The sequence below is a fragment of the Lentzea sp. NPDC059081 genome, from assembly GCF_042738015.1.
Lineage (GTDB): Bacteria > Actinomycetota > Actinomycetes > Mycobacteriales > Pseudonocardiaceae > Lentzea.
Genome location: NZ_JBHYGW010000003.1, coordinates 281506 through 301099, shown reverse-complemented (window position 1 = coordinate 301099; position 19594 = coordinate 281506). Strand labels below are relative to the sequence as shown.

Here is a 19594-nt window from a genome sequence, read left to right as displayed (position 1 = left end):
CCGCAAGGAGATCCCTCAAAAAGACGGAAGAAGCAGCCGGCGAATGCCAACGATCCAGCAGCTGGTCCGCAAGGGCCGCCAGGACAAGGTGGCGAAGCAGAAGACGGCGGCCCTCAAGGGCTCGCCGCAGCGGCGCGGTGTGTGCACCCGCGTTTACACCACCACCCCCAAGAAGCCGAACTCCGCACTGCGCAAGGTCGCTCGCGTGAAGCTGACCAGCGGTATCGAGGTCACGGCCTACATCCCCGGTGAGGGCCACAACCTCCAGGAGCACTCGATGGTGCTCGTGCGCGGCGGTCGTGTGAAGGACCTGCCGGGTGTTCGCTACAAGATCATCCGTGGTTCTCTCGACACGCAGGGTGTCAAGAACCGCAAGCAGGCTCGCAGCCGCTACGGCGCGAAGAAGGAGAAGAGCTGATGCCCCGCAAGGGACCGGCCCCCAGGCGGCCGCTGATCTCCGACCCGGTCTACAGCTCGCCGCTCGTGACCCAGCTCATCAACAAGGTGCTGGTCGACGGCAAGCGTTCCGTGGCCGAGAAGATCGTCTACGAAGCGCTCGAGGGTGCTCGCGAGAAGACCGGCACCGACCCGGTCGTCACGCTGAAGCGCGCGCTCGACAACGTGAAGCCGGCTCTCGAGGTCAAGAGCCGCCGCGTCGGTGGCGCGACCTACCAGGTCCCGGTCGAGGTCAAGCCCGGCCGTTCCACCACGCTGGCGCTGCGTTGGCTGATCACCTTCTCCCGGCAGCGCCGTGAGAAGACCATGGTCGAGCGTCTGATGAACGAGCTGCTCGATGCGAGCAACGGTCTCGGTGCGAGCGTCAAGCGCCGTGAGGACACGCACAAGATGGCCGAGTCCAACAAGGCCTTCGCCCACTACCGCTGGTGATCCGACGCCCGGTTTGGCGACATGCCGGGCTCTCCCAGCCCTAGTGAGCTCACAAGCTCAAGACAGGGGAAAGACCCGTGGCACAGGACGTGCTCACTGATCTTGCCAAGGTCCGCAACATCGGGATCATGGCCCACATCGACGCGGGCAAGACCACGACGACTGAGCGGATCCTCTTCTACACGGGGATCAGCTACAAGATCGGCGAGGTCCACGACGGCGCTGCCGTGATGGACTGGATGGAGCAGGAGCAGGAGCGCGGCATCACGATCACGTCGGCCGCGACGACCTGCTACTGGAAGAACCACCAGATCAACCTGATCGACACGCCTGGCCACGTCGACTTCACCGTCGAGGTCGAGCGCAACCTGCGCGTCCTCGACGGCGCCGTTGCCGTCTTCGACGGCAAGGAGGGCGTCGAGCCGCAGTCCGAGCAGGTCTGGCGGCAGGCGACCAAGTACGACGTCCCGCGCATCTGCTTCGTCAACAAGATGGACAAGCTCGGCGCGGACTTCTACTTCACCATCAAGACCATCCAGGACCGGCTCGGCGCCAAGCCGATCCCGATCCAGCTGCCGATCGGCTCCGAGAGCGACTTCATCGGTGTCGTCGACCTGGTCGAGATGCGCGCCCTCACGTGGCGCGGCGAAGTCCAGAAGGGCGAGGACTACGCGATCGAGGAGATCCCCGCGGATCTCGTCGACAAGGCGCAGGAGTACCGCGAGGCGCTCCTCGAGGCCGTCGCGGAGACCGACGACGCGCTGACCGAGAAGTACTTCGAGCAGGGCGACCTCTCCGTCGAGGAGATCAAGGCCGGCCTGCGGAAGATCGTCTCGGAGGGCACCGCGTACCCGGTCCTCTGCGGTTCCGCGTTCAAGAACAAGGGCGTCCAGCCCATGCTCGACGCGGTCATCGACCTGCTGCCGTCGCCGCTGGACCTCCCGCCGGTCGAGGGCACGCTGCAGGACGGCGAGACCGTCGTGTCGCGCAAGGCCTCGTCCGACGAGCCCTTCTCGGCGCTCGCGTTCAAGATCGCCGTGCACCCGTTCTTCGGCAAGCTGACCTACATCCGGGTCTACTCGGGCAAGGTCGCCTCCGGCACCCAGGTCGTCAACGCGACCAAGGACCGCAAGGAGCGCATCGGGAAGATCTTCCAGATGCACGCCAACAAGGAGAACCCGGTCACCGAGGCCATCGCGGGCCACATCTACGCCGTGATCGGTCTGAAGGACACCACGACCGGTGAGACCCTTGCCGACCCGGCGCACCCGATCGTGCTCGAGTCGATGACCTTCCCCGAGCCCGTCATCCAGGTGGCCATCGAGCCCAAGACGAAGGCGGACCAGGAGAAGCTCGGCACCGCGATCCAGAAGCTGGCCGAGGAGGACCCGACGTTCCGGGTCAACCTCGACCAGGAGACCGGCCAGACCATCATCGCCGGCATGGGCGAGCTCCACCTGGACATCCTGGTGGACCGCATGCGCCGCGAGTTCAAGGTCGAGGCCAACATCGGCAAGCCTCAGGTGGCGTACCGGGAGACCATCCGCAAGGCGGTGGAGAAGTACTCCTACACCCACAAGAAGCAGACCGGTGGCTCCGGCCAGTTCGCGAAGGTGCTCGTCACCGTCGAGCCGCTGGAGAAGAAGGAAGACGGCGCGCTCTACGAGTTCGTCAACGCCGTCACCGGTGGTCGCATCCCCCGCGAGTACATCCCGTCGGTCGACGCGGGTGCGCAGGACGCGCTGCAGTACGGCGTGCTGGCGGGCTACCCGCTGGTCGGCGTGAAGGTGACGCTGCTCGACGGCGCCTACCACGAGGTCGACTCCTCGGAGATGGCGTTCAAGATCGCTGGTTCGATGGCCCTCAAGGAAGCCGCCCGTCAGGCGTCTCCCGCGATCCTCGAGCCTCTGATGGCCGTCGAGGTCACGACGCCCGAGGAGTACATGGGCGACGTGATCGGCGACCTGAACTCCCGCCGTGGCCAGATCCAGGCCATGGAGGAGCGCAGCGGCGTCCGTGTCGTCAAGGCACTGGTTCCGCTGTCGGAAATGTTCGGGTACGTGGGTGACCTGCGGTCCAAGACCCAGGGTCGCGCCAACTACTCGATGGTGTTCGACTCCTACGCAGAGGTTCCCGCGAACGTCTCGAAGGAGATCATCGCGAAGGCGACCGGGGAGTAACTCCCCACCGGAGCACCGCAGTTCCACCGCGGGCTCTCCGGGGTCTCTCCCTGGGGTCCGCTACTTTCAGACCCTGACGTGTAAGTCCGGCGGGTGGCCACAGATGCCCGCCGGACCAGCAAAAAGAAGTCCAGGAGGACAATCCAGTGGCCAAGGCGAAGTTCGAGCGGACGAAGCCGCACGTCAACATCGGCACCATCGGTCACATCGACCATGGCAAGACCACGCTGACCGCGGCGATCTCCAAGGTTCTGCACGACGCGTACCCCGATGTGAACGCCTCGTTCGCGTTCGACCAGATCGACAAGGCGCCGGAAGAGAAGCAGCGCGGCATCACGATCTCGATCGCGCACATCGAGTACCAGACGGAGAACCGTCACTACGCGCACGTCGACTGCCCCGGTCACGCCGACTACATCAAGAACATGATCACCGGTGCGGCGCAGATGGACGGCGCCATCCTGGTGGTCGCGGCGACCGACGGCCCGATGCCGCAGACGAAGGAGCACGTCCTCCTGGCCCGCCAGGTCGGCGTCCCCTACATCGTCGTCGCGCTCAACAAGGCCGACATGGTGGACGACGAGGAGATCCTGGAGCTCGTCGAGCTCGAGGTCCGCGAGCTGCTCTCCGAGTACGAGTTCCCGGGCGACGACCTGCCGGTCGTGCGCGTTTCGGCGCTGAAGGCGCTGGAGGGTGACGAGACCTGGGGCAAGTCCGTGCTCGAGCTCATGGCCGCCGTCGACTCGGCGATCCCGGAGCCGGAGCGCGAGGTCGACAAGCCGTTCCTCATGCCCGTCGAGGACGTCTTCACGATCACCGGTCGCGGCACCGTGGTGACCGGTCGCATCGAGCGCGGCATCATCAACGTGAACTCCGAGATCGAGATCGTCGGCATTCGGGAGACCTCGAAGAAGACGACGGTCACCTCGATCGAGATGTTCAAGAAGTTCCTCGACGAGGGCCGCGCCGGCGACAACGCCGCGCTGCTGCTCCGCGGCATCAAGCGCGAGGAGGTGGAGCGCGGCATGGTCATCGTCAAGCCGGGCACCACGACCCCGCACACCGAGTTCGAGGCGCAGGTCTACATCCTGTCCAAGGACGAGGGTGGCCGCCACACGCCGTTCTTCAACAACTACCGTCCGCAGTTCTACTTCCGCACGACGGACGTGACCGGCGTTGTGACGCTGCCCGAGGGCACCGAGATGGTCATGCCGGGTGACAACACCTTCATGTCGGTCAAGCTGATCCAGCCGATCGCCATGGACGAGGGCCTCCGCTTCGCGATCCGCGAGGGTGGCCGCACCGTCGGCGCCGGCTCGGTCACCAAGATCGTCAAGTGACCTAGCTCGACCCAGTACGGCGACAGGCCGGGCCAACGACTTCGTTGTCCCGGCCTTCGTCGTTCTCCGGCGAAGTTGTGCGTCAGGTCACGCCGAGCCGCCGTCGGCCGCGGGGGAGCGGAGCGGCCGCTGGGATCCTGTTGCCGGGCAACGGAACCACCGCGCCCGTCACTCCACTCGCGACGGACGGCACGGCTCACCGGCCAAGATCCGGACGTGATCTGGCTCCAAGTCCACCACCCCGATTTGGAACGCCTCGGGACCGTGTGGCATCCTTGACGGGTTGCTCGACGAAGGCCGGGTCGCATTCGTGCGTTCCCGATCCCTTCCACGAGCGTCCGCGCCCTGTTAGTGAACGCCTCCTTGCGGAGATGGGCATCAGGGTGCAAGGGCTGTGGTAGGCCCAATCCCACCGGGGAGACCTTGAGTGGGACCGGTATGCGCACCGGGCGCGACACGCCCGACCGCGTGGACCGGGCACCATGACACTTCAACAGGGGCGGAGCGCGCCAAGAGGCTGTAGCAGGCCTCATCCGAGGCACCGCACCGCAGCGGTTACGAGAAGCAGAGGAACGGCAAGCCATCATGGCGGGACAAAAGATCCGCATCCGGCTCAAGGCCTACGACCACGAAGCGATCGACGCGTCTGCGCGCAAGATCGTGGAGACCGTGACGCGCACCGGCGCTCGGGTCGTCGGACCGGTGCCGCTGCCCACTGAGAAGAACGTGTACTGCGTCATCCGCTCGCCGCACAAGTACAAGGACTCGCGCGAGCACTTCGAGATGCGCACGCACAAGCGGCTGATCGACATCCTCGACCCGACGCCGAAGACGGTGGACGCGCTCATGCGCATCGACCTGCCGGCCAGTGTCGACGTCAACATCCAGTAAGCGTTGGGCGCGGAGAGTAACGGACCAATGTCTGACAGGCAGATGAAGGGCATCCTGGGCACCAAGCTCGGCATGACTCAGGTCTTCGACGAGAACAACCGGGTCGTCCCGGTGACCGTCGTCAAGGCTGAGCCCAATGTCGTCACCCAGGTTCGCACCGAGGAGAAGGACGGCTACACCGCCGTCCAGCTGGCGGCCGGCGCGATTGACCCGCGCAAGGTCAACAAGCCCGTCGCGGGCCACTTCGCCAAGGCCGGGGTCACGCCCCGTCGCCACCTGGTGGAGCTGCGCACGACGGACGCCGGCGAGTACACGGTCGGCCAGGAGATCACCGCCGAGGTGTTCGAGGCCGGCGCTGTTGTCGACATCACCGGCACCAGCAAGGGCAAGGGCACCGCGGGTGTCATGAAGCGCCACAACTTCCGGGGCCTCGGCTCCAGCCACGGCACCCAGCGCAAGCACCGCTCGCCGGGTTCCATCGGTGGCTGCGCCACCCCGGGTCGCGTCTTCAAGGGTCTGCGCATGGCCGGCCGCATGGGCCACGTGCGCGTCACGACCCAGAACCTGAAGGTGCACAAGATCGACGCCGAGAACGGCCTGCTGCTCATCAAGGGCGCTGTTCCCGGCCCCAAGGGTGGTCTGGTGTTCGTCCGGACTGCCGCGAAGGGTGGTGCCTGATGTCGACGGTTGAGATCCGTACGCCGGACGGCAAGTCCGCCGGCACGGTCGAGCTCCCCTCGGCGGTGTTCGACGCGCAGGCCAACGTGGCGCTGCTGCACCAGGTCGTCGTGGCCCAGCAGGCCGCCGCGCGCCAGGGCACGCACGCCACGAAGACCCGCGGCGAGGTGTCCGGTGGTGGCAAGAAGCCGTACCGCCAGAAGGGCACCGGTCGCGCCCGCCAGGGTTCGACGCGTGCGCCGCAGTTCGCCGGCGGTGGCGTCGTCCACGGCCCGCAGCCGCGTGACTACACCCAGCGGACCCCCAAGAAGATGAAGGCCGCCGCTCTGCGCGGTGCCCTCTCCGACCGGGCTCGCGCCAACCAGGTCCACGTCGTGTCCGGCCTGGTGGACGGGGACACCCCGTCGACCAAGACCGCGCGCAAGGTCCTGGAGTCGGTCACCCAGGCCCGTCGCGTTCTCGTGGTGCTCAACCGCACCGACGAGGTCGCCTGGGTCAGCGTGCGCAACCTCGCGCACGTGCACGTGATCGCGCCCGACCAGCTCAACACCTACGACGTGCTCGTCAACGACGACGTGGTGTTCACCAAGGACTCGCTCGACGTGTTCCTGGCCAGCAAGTCCCAGCAGGGCGCTGGCTCGGCCGAGGCCACGGCGACCGCGGTGGACGAGGAGGCCTCGAAGTGATCCCCGACCACAGGGACATCTTGCTCGCGCCCGTGATCTCCGAGAAGTCCTACGGACTGCTCGAGGAGAACAAGTACACCTTCCTGGTGGCGCCGGGTTCGAACAAGACCCAGATCAAGATCGCCGTGGAGAAGGTCTTCGGCGTGAAGGTCGTCAGCGTCAACACCATCAACCGGCAGGGCAAGCGCAAGCGCACCCGCACCGGGTTCGGCAAGCGCAAGGACACGAAGCGCGCGATCGTGACCCTGTCCTCGGACAGCAAGCCGATCGAGATCTTCGGCGGCCCTGCCGCCTGATGACGAGGACTGCGTAGAGATGGGCATTCGCAAGTACAAGCCGACGACTCCCGGTCGTCGCGGTGCGAGCGTCTCCGACTTCGCCGAGATCACTCGGTCGACTCCGGAGAAGTCGCTGATCCGCCCGCTGCACAAGCTGGGTGGCCGCAACGCGTCGGGCAAGATCACCACGCGGCACAAGGGTGGCGGTCACAAGCGGGCCTACCGCCTGATCGACTTCCGTCGCCACGACAAGGACGGCGTGCCGGCCAAGGTCGCTCACATCGAGTACGACCCCAACCGCACCGCGCGCATCGCGCTGCTGCACTACGCGGACGGCGAGAAGCGCTACATCATCGCCCCGGAGAAGCTCAAGCAGGGTGACACGGTTGAGAACGGCCCCAAGGCCGACATCAAGCCGGGCAACAACCTGCCGCTGCGCAACATCCCGGTCGGTTCCGTGATCCACGCGATCGAGCTCCGCCCCGGTGGCGGCGCGAAGATCGCCCGCTCCGCCGGTGCCTCGGTGCAGCTCGTGGCGAAGGACGGCCCGTACGCCCAGCTGCGGATGCCCTCGGGCGAGATCCGCAACGTGGACGTGCGCTGCCGCGCCACGCTCGGCGAGGTCGGCAACAAGGAGCACCAGAACATCAACTGGGGCAAGGCCGGCCGCATGCGGTGGAAGGGCAAGAAGCCCACCGTCCGCGGTGTCGCCATGAACCCGGTTGACCACCCGCATGGTGGTGGTGAAGGTAAGACCTCCGGTGGTCGCCACCCGGTCAACCCGGCTGGTAAGCCCGAAGGCCGTACCCGCCGCCGTAAGCCAAGCGACAAGCTCATCGTCCGGCGTCGTCGCACCGGTAAGAAGCGCTGAGCAGGGAGGGAGTGAAGGATGCCTCGCAGCCTTAAGAAGGGTCCCTTCGTCGACGACCACCTGCTCAAGAAGGTGGACGTTCAGAACGAAGCGGGCAAGAAGACCGTCATCAAGACGTGGTCCCGCCGGTCCACGATCATCCCGGACATGCTGGGCCACACCATCGCGGTGCACGACGGCCGTAAGCACGTTCCGGTGTTCGTGACCGAGGCCATGGTCGGGCACAAGCTGGGCGAGTTCGCCCCGACCCGCACCTTCAAGGGCCACATCAAGGACGACCGGAAGTCTCGTCGCCGCTAGGCGTCGAACTGAGAAGAGCAAGGGAAAAGCAGCGATGAACGCCCGTAAGGACGCTGAGGCAGCGGAGTTTCCGCGCGCCGTGGCTCGGGCTCGTTACGTTCGCGACACCCCCATGAAGGTGCGTCGCGTCATCGAGCTCATCAAGGGTCGTAACGCCAGCGAGGCCCTGGCCGTGCTCCAGTTCGCGCCCCAGGCCGCCTCTGAGCCGGTCGCGAAGGTGCTCGCCAGCGCCATGGCCAACGCCGAGAACAACCTGTCCCTGGACCCCTCCACCCTCTGGGTGTCGGTGGCCTACGTGGACGAGGGTCCGACCCTCAAGCGTTTCCGCCCGCGTGCCCAGGGCCGCGCGTACCGGATCCGCAAGCGGACGAGCCACATCACCATCGAGGTGGAGTCTCGTCCCAAGAAGACCAGCGCGAAGGGAACGCGGTAGTGGGCCAGAAGATCAACCCGCACGGCTTCCGGCTGGGGATCACCACCGACTGGAAGTCCCGCTGGTACGCAGACAAGCAGTACGCCGAGTACGTGGCCGAGGACGTCAAGATCCGTCGGCTGCTCTCGCGCGGCATGGAGCGTGCCGGCATCTCCAAGGTGGAGATCGAGCGCACCCGTGACCGGGTTCGCGTCGACATCCACACCGCCCGGCCGGGCATCGTCATCGGCCGTCGCGGTGCCGAGGCGGACCGCATCCGCGGTGAGCTCGAGAAGCTCACCAAGAAGCAGGTCCAGCTGAACATCCTCGAGGTGAAGAGCCCCGAGTCGGACGCGCAGCTCGTGGCACAGGGTGTCGCCGAGCAGCTGTCCAACCGCGTCGCCTTCCGCCGCGCGATGCGCAAGGCCATCCAGTCGGCCATGCGTTCGCCGCAGGTCAAGGGCATCCGCGTGCAGTGCGGCGGTCGCCTCGGCGGCGCTGAGATGTCCCGCTCGGAGCACTACCGCGACGGCCGCGTGCCGCTGCACACACTCCGCGCGAACATCGACTACGGCTTCTTCGAGGCCCGCACCACGTTCGGCCGCATCGGCGTGAAGGTGTGGATCTACAAGGGCGACATCGTCGGTGGCATCTCCGCCAAGCGCGCGCTCGACGCGGCTGCGCCTTCGCAGGCCGACCGCGCCCCGCGCCGCGACCGTGGCGAGCGTCCGAACCGGGCCCGTCGCTCCGGTGCCAGCGGCACCACCGCGACGAGCACCGAGGCCGGTCGTGCCGCAGCTGACGCCAACGCGTCCGCCGAGGCCCCGGCTGCTGCAGAGAAGACGGAGAGCTGAGTCATGCTCATCCCTCGTAGGGTCAAGCACCGCAAGCAGCACCACCCCAAGCGGTCGGGTGCTGCCAAGGGCGGCACGAAGGTCACCTTCGGTGAGTACGGCATCCAGGCTCTCGAGCCCGCCTACGTCACCAACAGGCAGATCGAGTCCGCTCGTATCGCCATCACGCGCCACATCCGTCGTGGCGGCAAGGTCTGGATCAACATCTTCCCGGACCGTCCGCTGACGAAGAAGCCGGCCGAGACCCGCATGGGTTCCGGTAAGGGTTCGCCGGAGTGGTGGGTGGCCAACGTCAAGCCGGGTCGCGTCCTCTTCGAGATGGCCTTCCCGAACGAGCAGGTGGCCCGCGAGGCTCTTCGCCGCGCGATCCACAAGCTCCCGATGAAGTGCCGCATCGTTACGCGTGAGGGTGGTGAGTTCTGATGGCAGCGGGTACCACCGCTTCCGAGCTGCGTGAGCTCACCGAGGAAGAGCTCGTGCTGCGTCTGAAGGAATCGAAGGAAGAGCTGTTCAACCTTCGTTTCCAGATGGCCACGGGCCAGCTCGACAACAACCGGCGGCTGCGCACGGTCCGGCACGACATCGCCCGGATCTACACCGTGATGCGGGAGCGGGAGCTCGGGCTCTCCGCTTCGCCGGATTCCACTGGTGAGGGTGCGGCATGACCGACAGCAACGAAGTCCAGACCGAGAAGCGCAACGACCGCAAGGTCCGTGAGGGCCTCGTCGTGTCCGACAAGATGGACAAGACGATCGTCGTCGCGCTCGAGGACCGCAAGAAGCACCCGCGTTACTCCAAGATCATGCGCTCCACCACCAAGGTGAAGGTGCACGACGAGGAGAACGCGGCGGGCATCGGCGACCGCGTCCTGCTCATGGAGACCCGGCCCCTGTCGGCGACCAAGCGCTGGCGGCTCGTCGAGATCCTCGAGAAGGCCAAGTAGTCCTTTCTAGACAGACCGAGCCCGTCGGGTCGGAAATCCGGCGGGCCAGGAATGGTCAAGGAGCAGGTAAGTGATTCAGCAGGAGTCGCGGCTTCGTGTCGCCGACAACACCGGTGCGAAGGAGATCCTTTGCATCCGTGTTCTCGGTGGTTCGGGCCGCCGCTACGCGGGCATCGGCGACATCATCGTCGCGACCGTCAAGGACGCGATCCCCGGTGCCGGCGTGAAGAAGGGTGACGTCGTCAAGGCCGTCATCGTCCGCACCGTCAAGGAGCGCCGTCGCGCGGATGGCTCGTACATCCGCTTCGACGAGAACGCCGCCGTGCTCATCAAGAACGACAACGAGCCCCGCGGCACCCGCATCTTCGGCCCGGTCGGGCGCGAGCTGCGCGACAAGAAGTTCATGAAGATCATCTCGCTGGCTCCGGAGGTGCTCTGACCATGAAGGTGAAGAAGGGCGACACGGTCGTCGTCATCGCCGGCAAGGACAAGGGCGCGAAGGGCAAGGTCATCCAGGCCTACCCGGAGACCGGCAAGGTCCTGGTCGAGGGCGTCAACCGGATCAAGAAGCACACCAAGATCACGCAGACCCAGCGGGGCGCGCAGTCTGGTGGCATCGTGACCCAGGAGGCCCCGATCAACGTCTCCAACGTGATGGTGGTCGACTCGGACGGCAAGCCGACCCGTGTTGGTTACCGGACGAACGACGAGGGCAAGCGGGTCCGCATTTCCCGTCGTAACGGGAAGGACATCTGATCATGACCACCGCAGAGAAGATCATCCCGCGGCTCAAGACGCGCTACCGCGACGAGATCAAGGGCGAGCTGCAGAAGCAGTTCTCCTTCGCCAACGTGATGCAGATCCCCGGCGTCGTCAAGGTCGTCGTCAACATGGGTGTCGGCGACGCCGCCCGTGACGGCAAGCTGATCGAGGGTGCCGTCAAGGACCTCTCGATCATCACCGGCCAGCGTCCCGAGGTCCGTCGGGCCCGCAAGTCGATCGCGCAGTTCAAGCTGCGCGAGGGCATGCCGATCGGCGCGCGCGTCACGCTGCGCGGCGACCGCATGTGGGAGTTCCTCGACCGCCTGCTGACCATCGCGCTGCCCCGTATCCGCGACTTCCGCGGCCTCTCGGGCAAGCAGTTCGACGGCAACGGCAACTACACGTTCGGTCTGAACGAGCAGTCGATGTTCCACGAGATCGACCCGGACGCTATCGACCGGCCTCGCGGCATGGACATCACCGTCGTCACCACCGCCACGAACGACGAGGAGGGCCGGGCGCTGCTGAAGCACCTGGGCTTCCCGTTCAAGGAGAACTGAGTCGATGGCCAAGAAGGCGTTGATCAACAAGGCCGCGAAGAAGCCGAAGTTCAAGGTCCGGGGCTACACCCGGTGCCAGCGTTGCGGCCGCCCCCACGCGGTGTTCCGCAAGTTCGGCCTCTGCCGGATCTGCCTGCGCGAGATGGCTCACCGCGGTGAGCTGCCTGGCGTCAGCAAGTCCAGCTGGTAATTCAAAGCTCCATTACTTCGCTGTAGGCCCGCACACGACCGTCCAGTCCCTCCCTCCGGGGAGGGCTGGTCTGGACCCTGAGCCGGTGAACCGCAGCGAGAAAGGTTGACCAGGTCACCATGACGATGACCGACCCGATCGCAGACATGCTCACTCGTCTGCGCAACGCGAACTCGGCTTACCACGACAAGGTCGTGATGCCGCACTCGAAGCTGAAGGCCAACATCGCCGAGATCCTCAAGCGCGAGGGCTACATCGCCTCGTACCGCGACGAGGAGGGCGAGGTCGCGAAGAACCTCGTCGTCGAGCTGAAGTACGGCCCGAACCGGGAGCGCAGCATCGCCGGCCTCCGCCGCGTGTCGAAGCCGGGCCTGCGCGTGTACGCGAAGTCCACCGGTCTGCCCCGAGTTCTCGGTGGCCTCGGTGTGGCGATCATTTCGACCTCTGGTGGTCTCATGACCGACCGCCAGGCCAACAAGGCAGGCGTGGGCGGAGAAGTCCTCGCCTACGTTTGGTAAGGGGGAGTAGACATGTCGCGCATCGGTAAGCAGCCGATCATTGTCCCCTCCGGGGTCGACGTGAACATCGCGGGCCAGGACGTGAGCATCAAGGGTCCGAAGGGCCTCCTGACGATCACGATCGCTGAGCCGATCAGCCTGGAGAAGGCTGAGGACGGCACGCTCGAGGTCAAGCGCCCGAACGACGAGCGCCGCAACCGCGCGCTCCACGGCCTGTCGCGCACGCTCGTGCACAACATGGTCGTCGGCGTGACCCAGGGTTACGAAAAGAAGATGGAGATCCACGGCGTCGGTTACCGCGTCGCGCTCAAGGGCTCTGAGCTCGAGTTCGCGCTCGGTTACTCGCACCCCGTCAAGGTCGAGGCCCCCGCGGGCATCACCTTCGCGGTCGAGACCCCGACCCGCTTCTCCGTCTCGGGTATCGACAAGCAGCTGGTCGGTGAGGTCGCCGCCAACATCCGCAAGCTGCGCAAGCCCGACCCGTACAAGGGCAAGGGCGTCCGCTACTCGGGCGAGAAGATCCGTCGCAAGGTCGGAAAGACGGGTAAGTGACATGAGCGAGTCGACTGTTACGAAGCGCAAGCCGGTGGGCAAGGACATCTCCACCAGGCGTCGTGTTGCGAAGGCCCGTCGCCACTTCCGCCTCCGCAAGAAGGTCAACGGAACGGCCGAGCGTCCGCGCCTGGTCGTGCACCGTTCGTCGAAGCACATCACCGTGCAGATCATCGACGACCTGAAGGGCCACACGGTCGCGTCCGCTTCCTCGATGGAGGCCGACGTCCGTGCCCTGGACGGCGACAAGAAGGCCCGTGCGGCCAAGGTCGGCCAGCTGGCCGCGGCCCGTGCCAAGGACGCCGGCATCACGGCGGTCGTGTTCGACCGCGGTGGCAACGCGTACCACGGCCGGATCGCTGCTCTGGCGGACGCCGCTCGCGAGGCGGGGCTGGAGTTCTGACAATGTTGATCACTGGAATTGAGAGGGACGCCTGATGCCAGGACGTACGCGTCGCGAAGGCGGCGGGGGCGAGCGCGGAGAGCGCCGCGACCGTCGTGACGGCGGCCGCGGCGGCGCGGCCCAGGAGAAGACCCCCCACCTCGAGCGCGTGGTTGCGATCAACCGCGTCTCCAAGGTGGTCAAGGGTGGTCGTCGCTTCAGCTTCACCGCGCTCGTCGTGGTCGGCGACGGCGACGGCATGGTCGGCGTCGGCTACGGCAAGGCCAAGGAAGTTCCCGCGGCCATCGCCAAGGGTGTCGAGGAGGCGAAGAAGAACTTCTTCCGCGTTCCTCGCATCGCCGGCACCATCCCCCACCCGGTCCAGGGTGAGAAGGCCGCTGGTGTGGTCCTGCTGCGTCCGGCCTCGGCCGGTACCGGTGTCATCGCGGGTGGCGCTGTCCGCGCCGTCCTCGAGTGCGCCGGCGTGCACGACGTGCTGTCGAAGTCGCTCGGCTCCGACAACGCGATCAACATCGTGCACGCGACCGTGGCGGCCCTCAAGGGCCTGCAGCGTCCCGAAGAGGTCGCGGCCCGTCGTGGCCTGCCCCTCGAGGACGTCGCTCCCGCCGGCATGATCCGCGCTCGCGCGGGCCAGGGGGTCTGATCATGGCTCAGCTCAAGATCACCCAGGTGCGCAGCACCATCGGTACCAAGCACAACCACCGCGAGTCGATGCGCACCCTCGGGCTGCGCAAGATCCGCCAGTCGGTCGTGCGCGAGGACACCCCCCAGGTGCTCGGCCTGATCCACGCCGTGCGTCACCTGGTGGTTGTTGAGGAGGTCCAGTCGTGACCATCAAGATCCACGACCTGCGTCCCGCTCCCGGAGCCAAGACCGCCAAGACCCGCGTCGGCCGCGGTGAGGGCTCCAAGGGCAAGACCGCCGGCCGCGGCACGAAGGGCACGGGCGCTCGCAAGAACGTCTCGCCGCGCTTCGAAGGTGGCCAGATGCCGCTGCACATGCGGCTCCCGAAGCTCAAGGGCTTCAAGAACCCGTTCCGCACCGAGTACCAGGTCGTGAACGTCTCCTCGATCGCCGCCTCCTTCCCGGAGGGCGGCTCGGTGGACGTCGCCGCACTGGTGCTGGCCGGGCTGGTCCGCAAGGGCGCGCTCGTCAAGGTGCTGGGTGACGGCGACGTCAGCGTCAAGCTGGACGTCACCGCCAACAAGTTCTCCAAGACCGCTGTGGAGAAGCTGGCTGCTGCTGGTGGGTCTTCCACCGTGGCGTGACGGCTGTTGTTCGTCTGAAGGGCCCTGGGGCTGTTGCCTCGGGGCCCTTTGGCGTTTGTTGGCCTGGGTTGGTTGCGGTTGGGGCCGGGCGGGTTCCAGCGTGGTCACCATTGCGGATTCGTGGCTGTTCCAGCGTGGTCGTGCACCTCGGACGAAGACCTGGGTTCATCGCCGCTCCGCGACGATCCGCGATTGGGGCTTGACTTCGGGGCCCTTGCGAGGCGCTGGTTCGGCCGGAAAAGGCCGGATGCTTCGCAACCGGCCGATCCACAAGTGGTAGCACCTCGCACCCAAAGTCAAGCCCCAATCGCCTAACCACGAGTGGGTGCACCGCTACCCATCGGCGTCAGGTCCGCACTGCTCGCCTTCGGCATCGCTTGGGGCCTCGGCTTCGCCGTTGGCGGTGCGGGGGTCTGTCCGGCTCGCTCCGCATCGCCGCTGGGGGGTGTTCGGCCTCTGCTGCACCTGAGGTGCGCGCAGAGCCTGCACGAGCGCCCTGCTGGCGCGTCTCGGCTTCCCCGACGTGAGCCTTCCGTTGGCGTCCGTCCAACGCGGCGTCTCCAACTGGCATCCGTCGGACGCGATGCCTCCACCTGGCACCCGCTTCCCCCGGCTCTGCCCCCGCCATCCGCTCCCTCCCAGTACGCCCACCCGCCCCCTCCTGCCGCCCCGCGTTCTGGGCGGCGTGCGCGAGTCGGGCTCCAGGCGTGTTCTGCGGTCAGCTGAAAAAGTTGCACCAGAGGTGGGAACAGGGGCGGTGGCGCAAACGTTCGCGGGGCGTGTAATCGCTGCTCGTAGCACGGAAATGAAGGAGTTTCTACCCCGGATGGCCTAGTGGTGTGGTGGGAGATCAACGAGTTGCAACCTGTGATTGGCCACTGGGTACGGCGGGGTCGTTGGAGACTGTTAGAGTCGCGGGCTGAACCCGGATGTCCTCCGGGTTGCTTGGTCGTGGCTGCCTGCTGCGGCCTGCCAACTACCGCATGTGCCGGTCCCTGGGGGTCGGCAACGCTCAGGAGGTTCGCGTGCTCGGCGCATTCCGCTCGGCTCTCGCGACGCCGGATCTACGCAAGAAGATCCTGTTTACGCTCGGGATCATCATTGTGTACCGGCTTGGTGCGACCATGCCCGCGCCGGGCGTGTCCTTCAAGAACGTGCGGGCGTGTGCTGAACAGCTCGAGGGCCAGAACATCTACTCGCTGATCAACCTGTTCAGCGGTGGCGCTCTGCTCAACCTGTCGGTGTTCGCGCTGGGGATCATGCCCTACATCACCGCGAGCATCATCATCCAGCTGCTCACCGTGGTCATCCCGCGGTTCGAGCAGCTGAAGAAGGAAGGACAGGCTGGTCAGGGCAAGCTGACGCAGTACACGCGCTACCTGACCATCGGGCTCGCGATCCTGCAGTCCACCGGTCTCGTCGCCCTGGCGGTGCGCGGGCAGCTGTTCGGCGAGTGCGACCAGGACGTCATCCCTGGCAAGGACAGCATCTTCACCCTCATCGTGCTGGTCGTCACCATGACCGCCGGCACCTCGGTCATCATGTGGCTGGGCGAGCTCATCACCGAGAAGGGCATCGGCAACGGCATGTCGTTGCTGATCTTCACCGGTATCGCCGCCCGCATCCCGGCCGAGGGCAAGAACATCCTCGAGAAGAGCGGCATCACCTTCGCGCTGGTGATCGTGGCCGCCCTGATCATCATCGCGAGCGTCATCTACGTCGAGCAGGCCCAGCGCCGCATCCCGGTGCAGTACGCCAAGCGCATGATCGGCCGCCGCATGTACGGCGGCACGTCGACGTACCTTCCCCTCAAGGTGAACCAGGCCGGCGTCATCCCGGTCATCTTCGCCTCGTCGCTGCTCTACCTGCCGGACCTGATCGTCCGCCTCACCCAGGGTTCCTCGACCGAGCCGAACTGGTTCTCCACGTTCGTGCAGACCTACCTGGTCAAGCAGTCGAGCTGGGTGCACATCAGCGTCTACTTCCTGCTGATCGTCTTCTTCACGTACTTCTACGTCGGCATCACGTTCAACCCGGACGAGCGCGCTGACGAGATGAAGAAGTTCGGTGGCTTCATCCCCGGCATCCGACCTGGTCGTCCGACCGCCGAGTACCTCAAGTTCGTGCTGGGTCGCATCACGCTCCCCGGCTCGCTCTACCTCGGCATCGTGGCGATCCTGCCGAACCTGTTCCTGGACCTGACCGGCGACGGCCAGAACCAGAACTTCCCGTTCGGCGGCACCGCGGTTCTGATCATGGTCGGTGTCGGCCTCGACACCGTGAAGCAGATCGAGAGCCAGCTCATGCAGCGCAATTACGAAGGGTTCCTCCGCTAGATGCGACTCGTTCTCGTTGGCCCGCCGGGTGCGGGCAAGGGCACCCAGGCCGAAGTGCTGAGCCGCAAGCTCGGTGTGCCGCACATCTCGACGGGCGACCTCTTCCGGTCACACATCAGCAACCAGACCGAGCTCGGCCTCGAGGTGCAGAGCATCCTCGACGAGGGCGCGCTCGTGCCGGACTCCATCACGAACGAGATGGTCCGCAAGCGGCTGGCCGAGTCCGACGCGACGGACGGGTTCCTGCTCGACGGGTTCCCGCGCAACGTCGCCCAGGCGGACAAGCTGGGTGAGTTCCTGGCCGTCGGCGGGCACACGCTCGACGCGGTGCTGGAGTTCCGGGTCGACGAGGACGTCGTGGTGGAGCGGCTGCTCGCACGCGGGCGCACGGACGACAAGGAAGACGTCATCCGGCACCGCCAGCAGGTGTACCGCAACGAGACCGCGCCGCTGCTGAGCTACTACTCCGACAAGGTCGTCTCCATCGACGCCGTCGGTGAGATCGACGAGATCAGCGCGCGCGCACTCGCCGCGCTGAACGAGCTGCGCGACGAGAAGTGACAGGTGGACTGCTTGACCGGCTCCGCACTGTCATCACGGGTGGCAGCGACAGCATGAGCAAGATCGAGATCAAGACGCCGGGCCAGCTGGAGGCGATGCGCGCCTCCGGCCTGGTCGTGGCGAAGGCCCTCAAGAACGTCGTCGCGGCGGTGAAGCCCGGCGTCTCCACGTGGGAGCTCGACGAGATCGCCGAGCAGACCATCCGCGACGCGGGAGCCATCCCGTCGTTCAAGGGCTACCACGGCTTCCCGGCGAGCATCTGCGCGTCGGTGAACGACCAGATCGTCCACGGCATCCCCAGCAGGACCCAGGTGCTGGCCGAGGGCGACCTGATCTCCATCGACTGCGGCGCGATCCTCGACGACTGGCACGGCGACTCGGCCGTCACGGTCGGCGTCGGCGAGCTGTCGCCGGCGGACCACAAGCTGTCCGAGGCGACCAGGCTGTCGATGCTCGCGGGCATCGAGGCGGCGGTCCCCGGCGGCCGGCTCACGGACATCTCGTTCGCCATCGAGTCCTCGGCCGTCGAGTCGGGGGAGCGCGACGGCATCGAGTACGGCATCGTCGCGGACTACGGCGGCCACGGCATCGGTTCCAAGATGCACATGGACCCGTTCCTGCCGAACTACGGCAAGCCCGGCAAGGGCCCGCGGCTCAAGGTCGGCATGGCCATCGCGATCGAGCCGATGCTGACGCTCGGCACCGACGACTCGCAGGAGCTCGAGGACGGCTGGACCGTCATCACGCTCGACGGCACGCGAGCCGCGCACTGGGAGCACAGCGTCGCGATCACGGAGAACGGTCCCTGGGTGCTCACCGCGCCCGAGGAGGACTGAAGCCCCGACCGCTTGGAACAAACCCCGTTCGCCATTCGGCGGACGGGGTTATTTCATTTGCCACCGCGGATACCGTCGAGGTGACGAACGAGTCCAATGCTTGGGGGCATTGTGGGGGCAACCCGTTCCGTCCTGTCCGCTCTGCTGCTTCTCGTCTCGGGCTGCGCTGCCACGAAGCCGGCCACCGATCTCACCTACCAGGACCTCCCGGCCGACAAGATCGCCGACAGGATCTTCCTGGCCGACTCCATCGCCGCCGTCGAGCACTGCGAACCGCCGTTCGGCGACGTGGTGGTCCTGCGGCCGAACTTCGTCAGCCCACCACCGCCGGTCGACGGCGGGTGTGGTGGCCAGGCCCGGATCGACGCCGGGCCCGAGTACGTGAACGCCGTGAGCCGGATCACGGCCCTGCACACGACCGTGGTGCGCGAATGGACGGTCCTGCTGAGGTCCGGCCCAGAGGCAGCGCAGACGAGGGCGCTCGACCTCACGTTGCTGCGGTGCCTCGACCGGGCGGGGTTCATCCAGCGCGGTCCCGGCGATCCGAGCCGGGAGAGCTACGGCGTCGGATCCGGCGACCGGGCGCTCGACAACGCAGCTCAGAGGTGTTCTGACGGCACCAGCTACGGCACCGCGGTCGCCGCTCAACGCGCCCGCACGCTCAAGTCCGTGCTCGGCACTCACCAGGCCGAGATCAGCGAGATCGGGAAGCTGCGGGTGCTCCTGGAGAGGTGCGCACGGCCGGGTGACGGCCCTGATCGGGCCCGATTTGGGTTGCCGGAGTGAACTGCGTACACTGGTCAGGTGGCGCATCCGTCGCGCCGGTTCTGTCATGCCCTCGCAGGTGAGATCGAACCGGGTTGGCGCGCGTCCAAAGGTTATTACCACCGTCACGAAACGCGGAGGACATGGGCAAGAAGGACGGGGCCATTGAGGTCGAGGGCCGCGTAGTCGAGCCGCTCCCCAACGCGATGTTCAGGGTCGAGTTGGAGAACGGTCACAAGGTACTCGCGCACATCAGCGGCAAGATGCGACAGCACTACATCCGCATCCTCCCTGAGGACCGGGTCGTCGTGGAGCTCTCGCCCTACGACCTGTCCCGCGGGCGCATCGTCTACCGCTACAAGTGACCTCCAGTAGCAGGAGATCTCAGGCGTGAAGGTTCAGCCGAGCGTCAAGAAGATCTGCGACAAGTGCAAGGTGATCCGCCGTCACGGCCGGGTCATGGTGATCTGCGAGAACCTGCGCCACAAGCAGCGCCAGGGCTGAGCAGCTCCACCACGCGCT

General features: G+C 66.4%; 31 protein-coding genes. All 31 read left to right on the top strand.

The genetic code is table 11. The features are described from left to right. The first annotated feature begins 43 nt into the window (after window positions 1–43). Entirely contained in the window at window positions 44–418 is a 375-nt protein-coding gene (gene rpsL, locus ACFWV3_RS08995) for a 30S ribosomal protein S12 (RefSeq protein WP_030473471.1), read from the top strand. Then, complete coding sequence (gene rpsG, locus ACFWV3_RS08990; protein ID WP_030473470.1) at window positions 418–888, top strand: 30S ribosomal protein S7; 471 nt, start codon at window positions 418–420, stop codon at window positions 886–888. Before rpsL ends, rpsG begins: the two co-directional genes overlap by 1 nt. A 77-nt stretch (window positions 889–965) precedes the next feature. Then, window positions 966–3068, top strand: coding sequence for an elongation factor G (gene fusA / locus ACFWV3_RS08985; protein WP_355300276.1), 2103 nt, complete (start codon window positions 966–968; stop codon window positions 3066–3068). A 146-nt stretch (window positions 3069–3214) separates the two neighbouring features. Next, window positions 3215–4408 (top strand): elongation factor Tu, encoded by a 1194-nt coding sequence (gene tuf, locus ACFWV3_RS08980; protein WP_382409915.1) that lies wholly within the window; start codon window positions 3215–3217, stop codon window positions 4406–4408. Between the two features lie 585 nt (window positions 4409–4993). Continuing rightward, window positions 4994–5299: a 30S ribosomal protein S10 gene (rpsJ, locus tag ACFWV3_RS08975; protein WP_003938093.1), complete on the top strand. Its 306-nt coding sequence runs from the start codon at window positions 4994–4996 to the stop codon at window positions 5297–5299. A 27-nt stretch (window positions 5300–5326) separates the two neighbouring features. Continuing rightward, window positions 5327–5977, top strand: a complete 651-nt coding sequence (rplC, locus tag ACFWV3_RS08970) for a 50S ribosomal protein L3 (RefSeq protein ID WP_030473467.1) — start codon at window positions 5327–5329, stop codon at window positions 5975–5977. Further along, complete coding sequence (gene rplD / locus ACFWV3_RS08965) at window positions 5977–6663, top strand: 50S ribosomal protein L4 (RefSeq protein ID WP_382409913.1); 687 nt, start codon at window positions 5977–5979, stop codon at window positions 6661–6663. Before rplC ends, rplD begins: the two co-directional genes overlap by 1 nt. After that, window positions 6660–6959 (top strand): 50S ribosomal protein L23, encoded by a 300-nt coding sequence (gene rplW / locus ACFWV3_RS08960; protein WP_030473465.1) that lies wholly within the window; start codon window positions 6660–6662, stop codon window positions 6957–6959. The genes rplD and rplW overlap by 4 nt, the downstream gene beginning before the upstream one ends. Window positions 6960–6978: 19 nt before the next feature. After that, on the top strand, window positions 6979–7812 hold the full coding sequence (rplB, locus tag ACFWV3_RS08955) for a 50S ribosomal protein L2 (protein WP_030473464.1): 834 nt from the start codon (window positions 6979–6981) through the stop codon (window positions 7810–7812). Window positions 7813–7830: 18 nt separating this feature from the next. Next, window positions 7831–8112: a 30S ribosomal protein S19 gene (gene rpsS, locus ACFWV3_RS08950; protein ID WP_030478300.1), complete on the top strand. Its 282-nt coding sequence runs from the start codon at window positions 7831–7833 to the stop codon at window positions 8110–8112. Between the two features lie 34 nt (window positions 8113–8146). Then, on the top strand, window positions 8147–8545 hold the full coding sequence (gene rplV, locus ACFWV3_RS08945) for a 50S ribosomal protein L22 (RefSeq protein ID WP_089915295.1): 399 nt from the start codon (window positions 8147–8149) through the stop codon (window positions 8543–8545). Next, window positions 8545–9378, top strand: a complete 834-nt coding sequence (gene rpsC / locus ACFWV3_RS08940) for a 30S ribosomal protein S3 (protein ID WP_382409910.1) — start codon at window positions 8545–8547, stop codon at window positions 9376–9378. Before rplV ends, rpsC begins: the two co-directional genes overlap by 1 nt. 3 nt (window positions 9379–9381) lie before the next feature. Then, window positions 9382–9801, top strand: a complete 420-nt coding sequence (gene rplP / locus ACFWV3_RS08935) for a 50S ribosomal protein L16 (protein ID WP_030473461.1) — start codon at window positions 9382–9384, stop codon at window positions 9799–9801. Further along, on the top strand, window positions 9801–10043 hold the full coding sequence (rpmC, locus tag ACFWV3_RS08930; RefSeq protein WP_090094705.1) for a 50S ribosomal protein L29: 243 nt from the start codon (window positions 9801–9803) through the stop codon (window positions 10041–10043). Before rplP ends, rpmC begins: the two co-directional genes overlap by 1 nt. Continuing rightward, complete coding sequence (gene rpsQ, locus ACFWV3_RS08925; protein WP_030473459.1) at window positions 10040–10321, top strand: 30S ribosomal protein S17; 282 nt, start codon at window positions 10040–10042, stop codon at window positions 10319–10321. Before rpmC ends, rpsQ begins: the two co-directional genes overlap by 4 nt. 70 nt (window positions 10322–10391) lie before the next feature. Beyond that, complete coding sequence (rplN, locus tag ACFWV3_RS08920; protein ID WP_030473458.1) at window positions 10392–10760, top strand: 50S ribosomal protein L14; 369 nt, start codon at window positions 10392–10394, stop codon at window positions 10758–10760. A gap of 2 nt (window positions 10761–10762) precedes the next feature. Further along, window positions 10763–11077, top strand: coding sequence for a 50S ribosomal protein L24 (gene rplX / locus ACFWV3_RS08915; RefSeq protein WP_045309812.1), 315 nt, complete (start codon window positions 10763–10765; stop codon window positions 11075–11077). A 2-nt stretch (window positions 11078–11079) separates the two neighbouring features. Beyond that, entirely contained in the window at window positions 11080–11643 is a 564-nt protein-coding gene (gene rplE, locus ACFWV3_RS08910) for a 50S ribosomal protein L5 (protein WP_382409907.1), read from the top strand. Window positions 11644–11647: 4 nt separating this feature from the next. Continuing rightward, the gene (locus ACFWV3_RS08905) at window positions 11648–11833 is read left to right on the top strand and encodes a type Z 30S ribosomal protein S14 (RefSeq protein ID WP_030473455.1); all 186 of its coding nucleotides are present in this window, start codon (window positions 11648–11650) and stop codon (window positions 11831–11833) included. 119 nt (window positions 11834–11952) lie between these two features. Beyond that, a complete protein-coding gene (gene rpsH, locus ACFWV3_RS08900) occupies window positions 11953–12351 on the top strand; it encodes a 30S ribosomal protein S8 (protein ID WP_030473454.1) in 399 nt (132 codons plus the stop codon). A 12-nt stretch (window positions 12352–12363) separates the two neighbouring features. Beyond that, window positions 12364–12903, top strand: a complete 540-nt coding sequence (rplF, locus tag ACFWV3_RS08895; RefSeq protein ID WP_382409905.1) for a 50S ribosomal protein L6 — start codon at window positions 12364–12366, stop codon at window positions 12901–12903. Between the two features lies 1 nt (window position 12904). Further along, window positions 12905–13306 (top strand): 50S ribosomal protein L18, encoded by a 402-nt coding sequence (gene rplR / locus ACFWV3_RS08890; RefSeq protein WP_330854397.1) that lies wholly within the window; start codon window positions 12905–12907, stop codon window positions 13304–13306. Between the two features lie 34 nt (window positions 13307–13340). After that, window positions 13341–13949: a 30S ribosomal protein S5 gene (gene rpsE, locus ACFWV3_RS08885; RefSeq protein WP_030473451.1), complete on the top strand. Its 609-nt coding sequence runs from the start codon at window positions 13341–13343 to the stop codon at window positions 13947–13949. Window positions 13950–13951: 2 nt separating this feature from the next. Continuing rightward, a complete protein-coding gene (gene rpmD, locus ACFWV3_RS08880; RefSeq protein ID WP_045309828.1) occupies window positions 13952–14137 on the top strand; it encodes a 50S ribosomal protein L30 in 186 nt (61 codons plus the stop codon). Continuing rightward, the gene (gene rplO / locus ACFWV3_RS08875) at window positions 14134–14574 is read left to right on the top strand and encodes a 50S ribosomal protein L15 (RefSeq protein ID WP_382409902.1); all 441 of its coding nucleotides are present in this window, start codon (window positions 14134–14136) and stop codon (window positions 14572–14574) included. Before rpmD ends, rplO begins: the two co-directional genes overlap by 4 nt. A 1025-nt stretch (window positions 14575–15599) precedes the next feature. Further along, window positions 15600–16910 carry a preprotein translocase subunit SecY gene (gene secY / locus ACFWV3_RS08870; protein ID WP_382409900.1) on the top strand — a complete coding sequence of 437 codons (1311 nt, stop codon included), beginning with the start codon at window positions 15600–15602 and terminating at the stop codon, window positions 16908–16910. After that, window positions 16911–17471, top strand: a complete 561-nt coding sequence (locus ACFWV3_RS08865) for an adenylate kinase (RefSeq protein WP_382409898.1) — start codon at window positions 16911–16913, stop codon at window positions 17469–17471. Between the two features lie 53 nt (window positions 17472–17524). Beyond that, on the top strand, window positions 17525–18307 hold the full coding sequence (map, locus tag ACFWV3_RS08860) for a type I methionyl aminopeptidase (RefSeq protein ID WP_382409896.1): 783 nt from the start codon (window positions 17525–17527) through the stop codon (window positions 18305–18307). 111 nt (window positions 18308–18418) lie between these two features. After that, window positions 18419–19093 carry a hypothetical protein gene (locus tag ACFWV3_RS08855; RefSeq protein WP_382409894.1) on the top strand — a complete coding sequence of 225 codons (675 nt, stop codon included), beginning with the start codon at window positions 18419–18421 and terminating at the stop codon, window positions 19091–19093. Between the two features lie 122 nt (window positions 19094–19215). Next, window positions 19216–19437 carry a translation initiation factor IF-1 gene (gene infA, locus ACFWV3_RS08850; RefSeq protein ID WP_005166804.1) on the top strand — a complete coding sequence of 74 codons (222 nt, stop codon included), beginning with the start codon at window positions 19216–19218 and terminating at the stop codon, window positions 19435–19437. A gap of 25 nt (window positions 19438–19462) precedes the next feature. Beyond that, a complete protein-coding gene (gene rpmJ / locus ACFWV3_RS08845; protein WP_010148647.1) occupies window positions 19463–19576 on the top strand; it encodes a 50S ribosomal protein L36 in 114 nt (37 codons plus the stop codon). Window positions 19577–19594 lie beyond the last annotated feature (18 nt).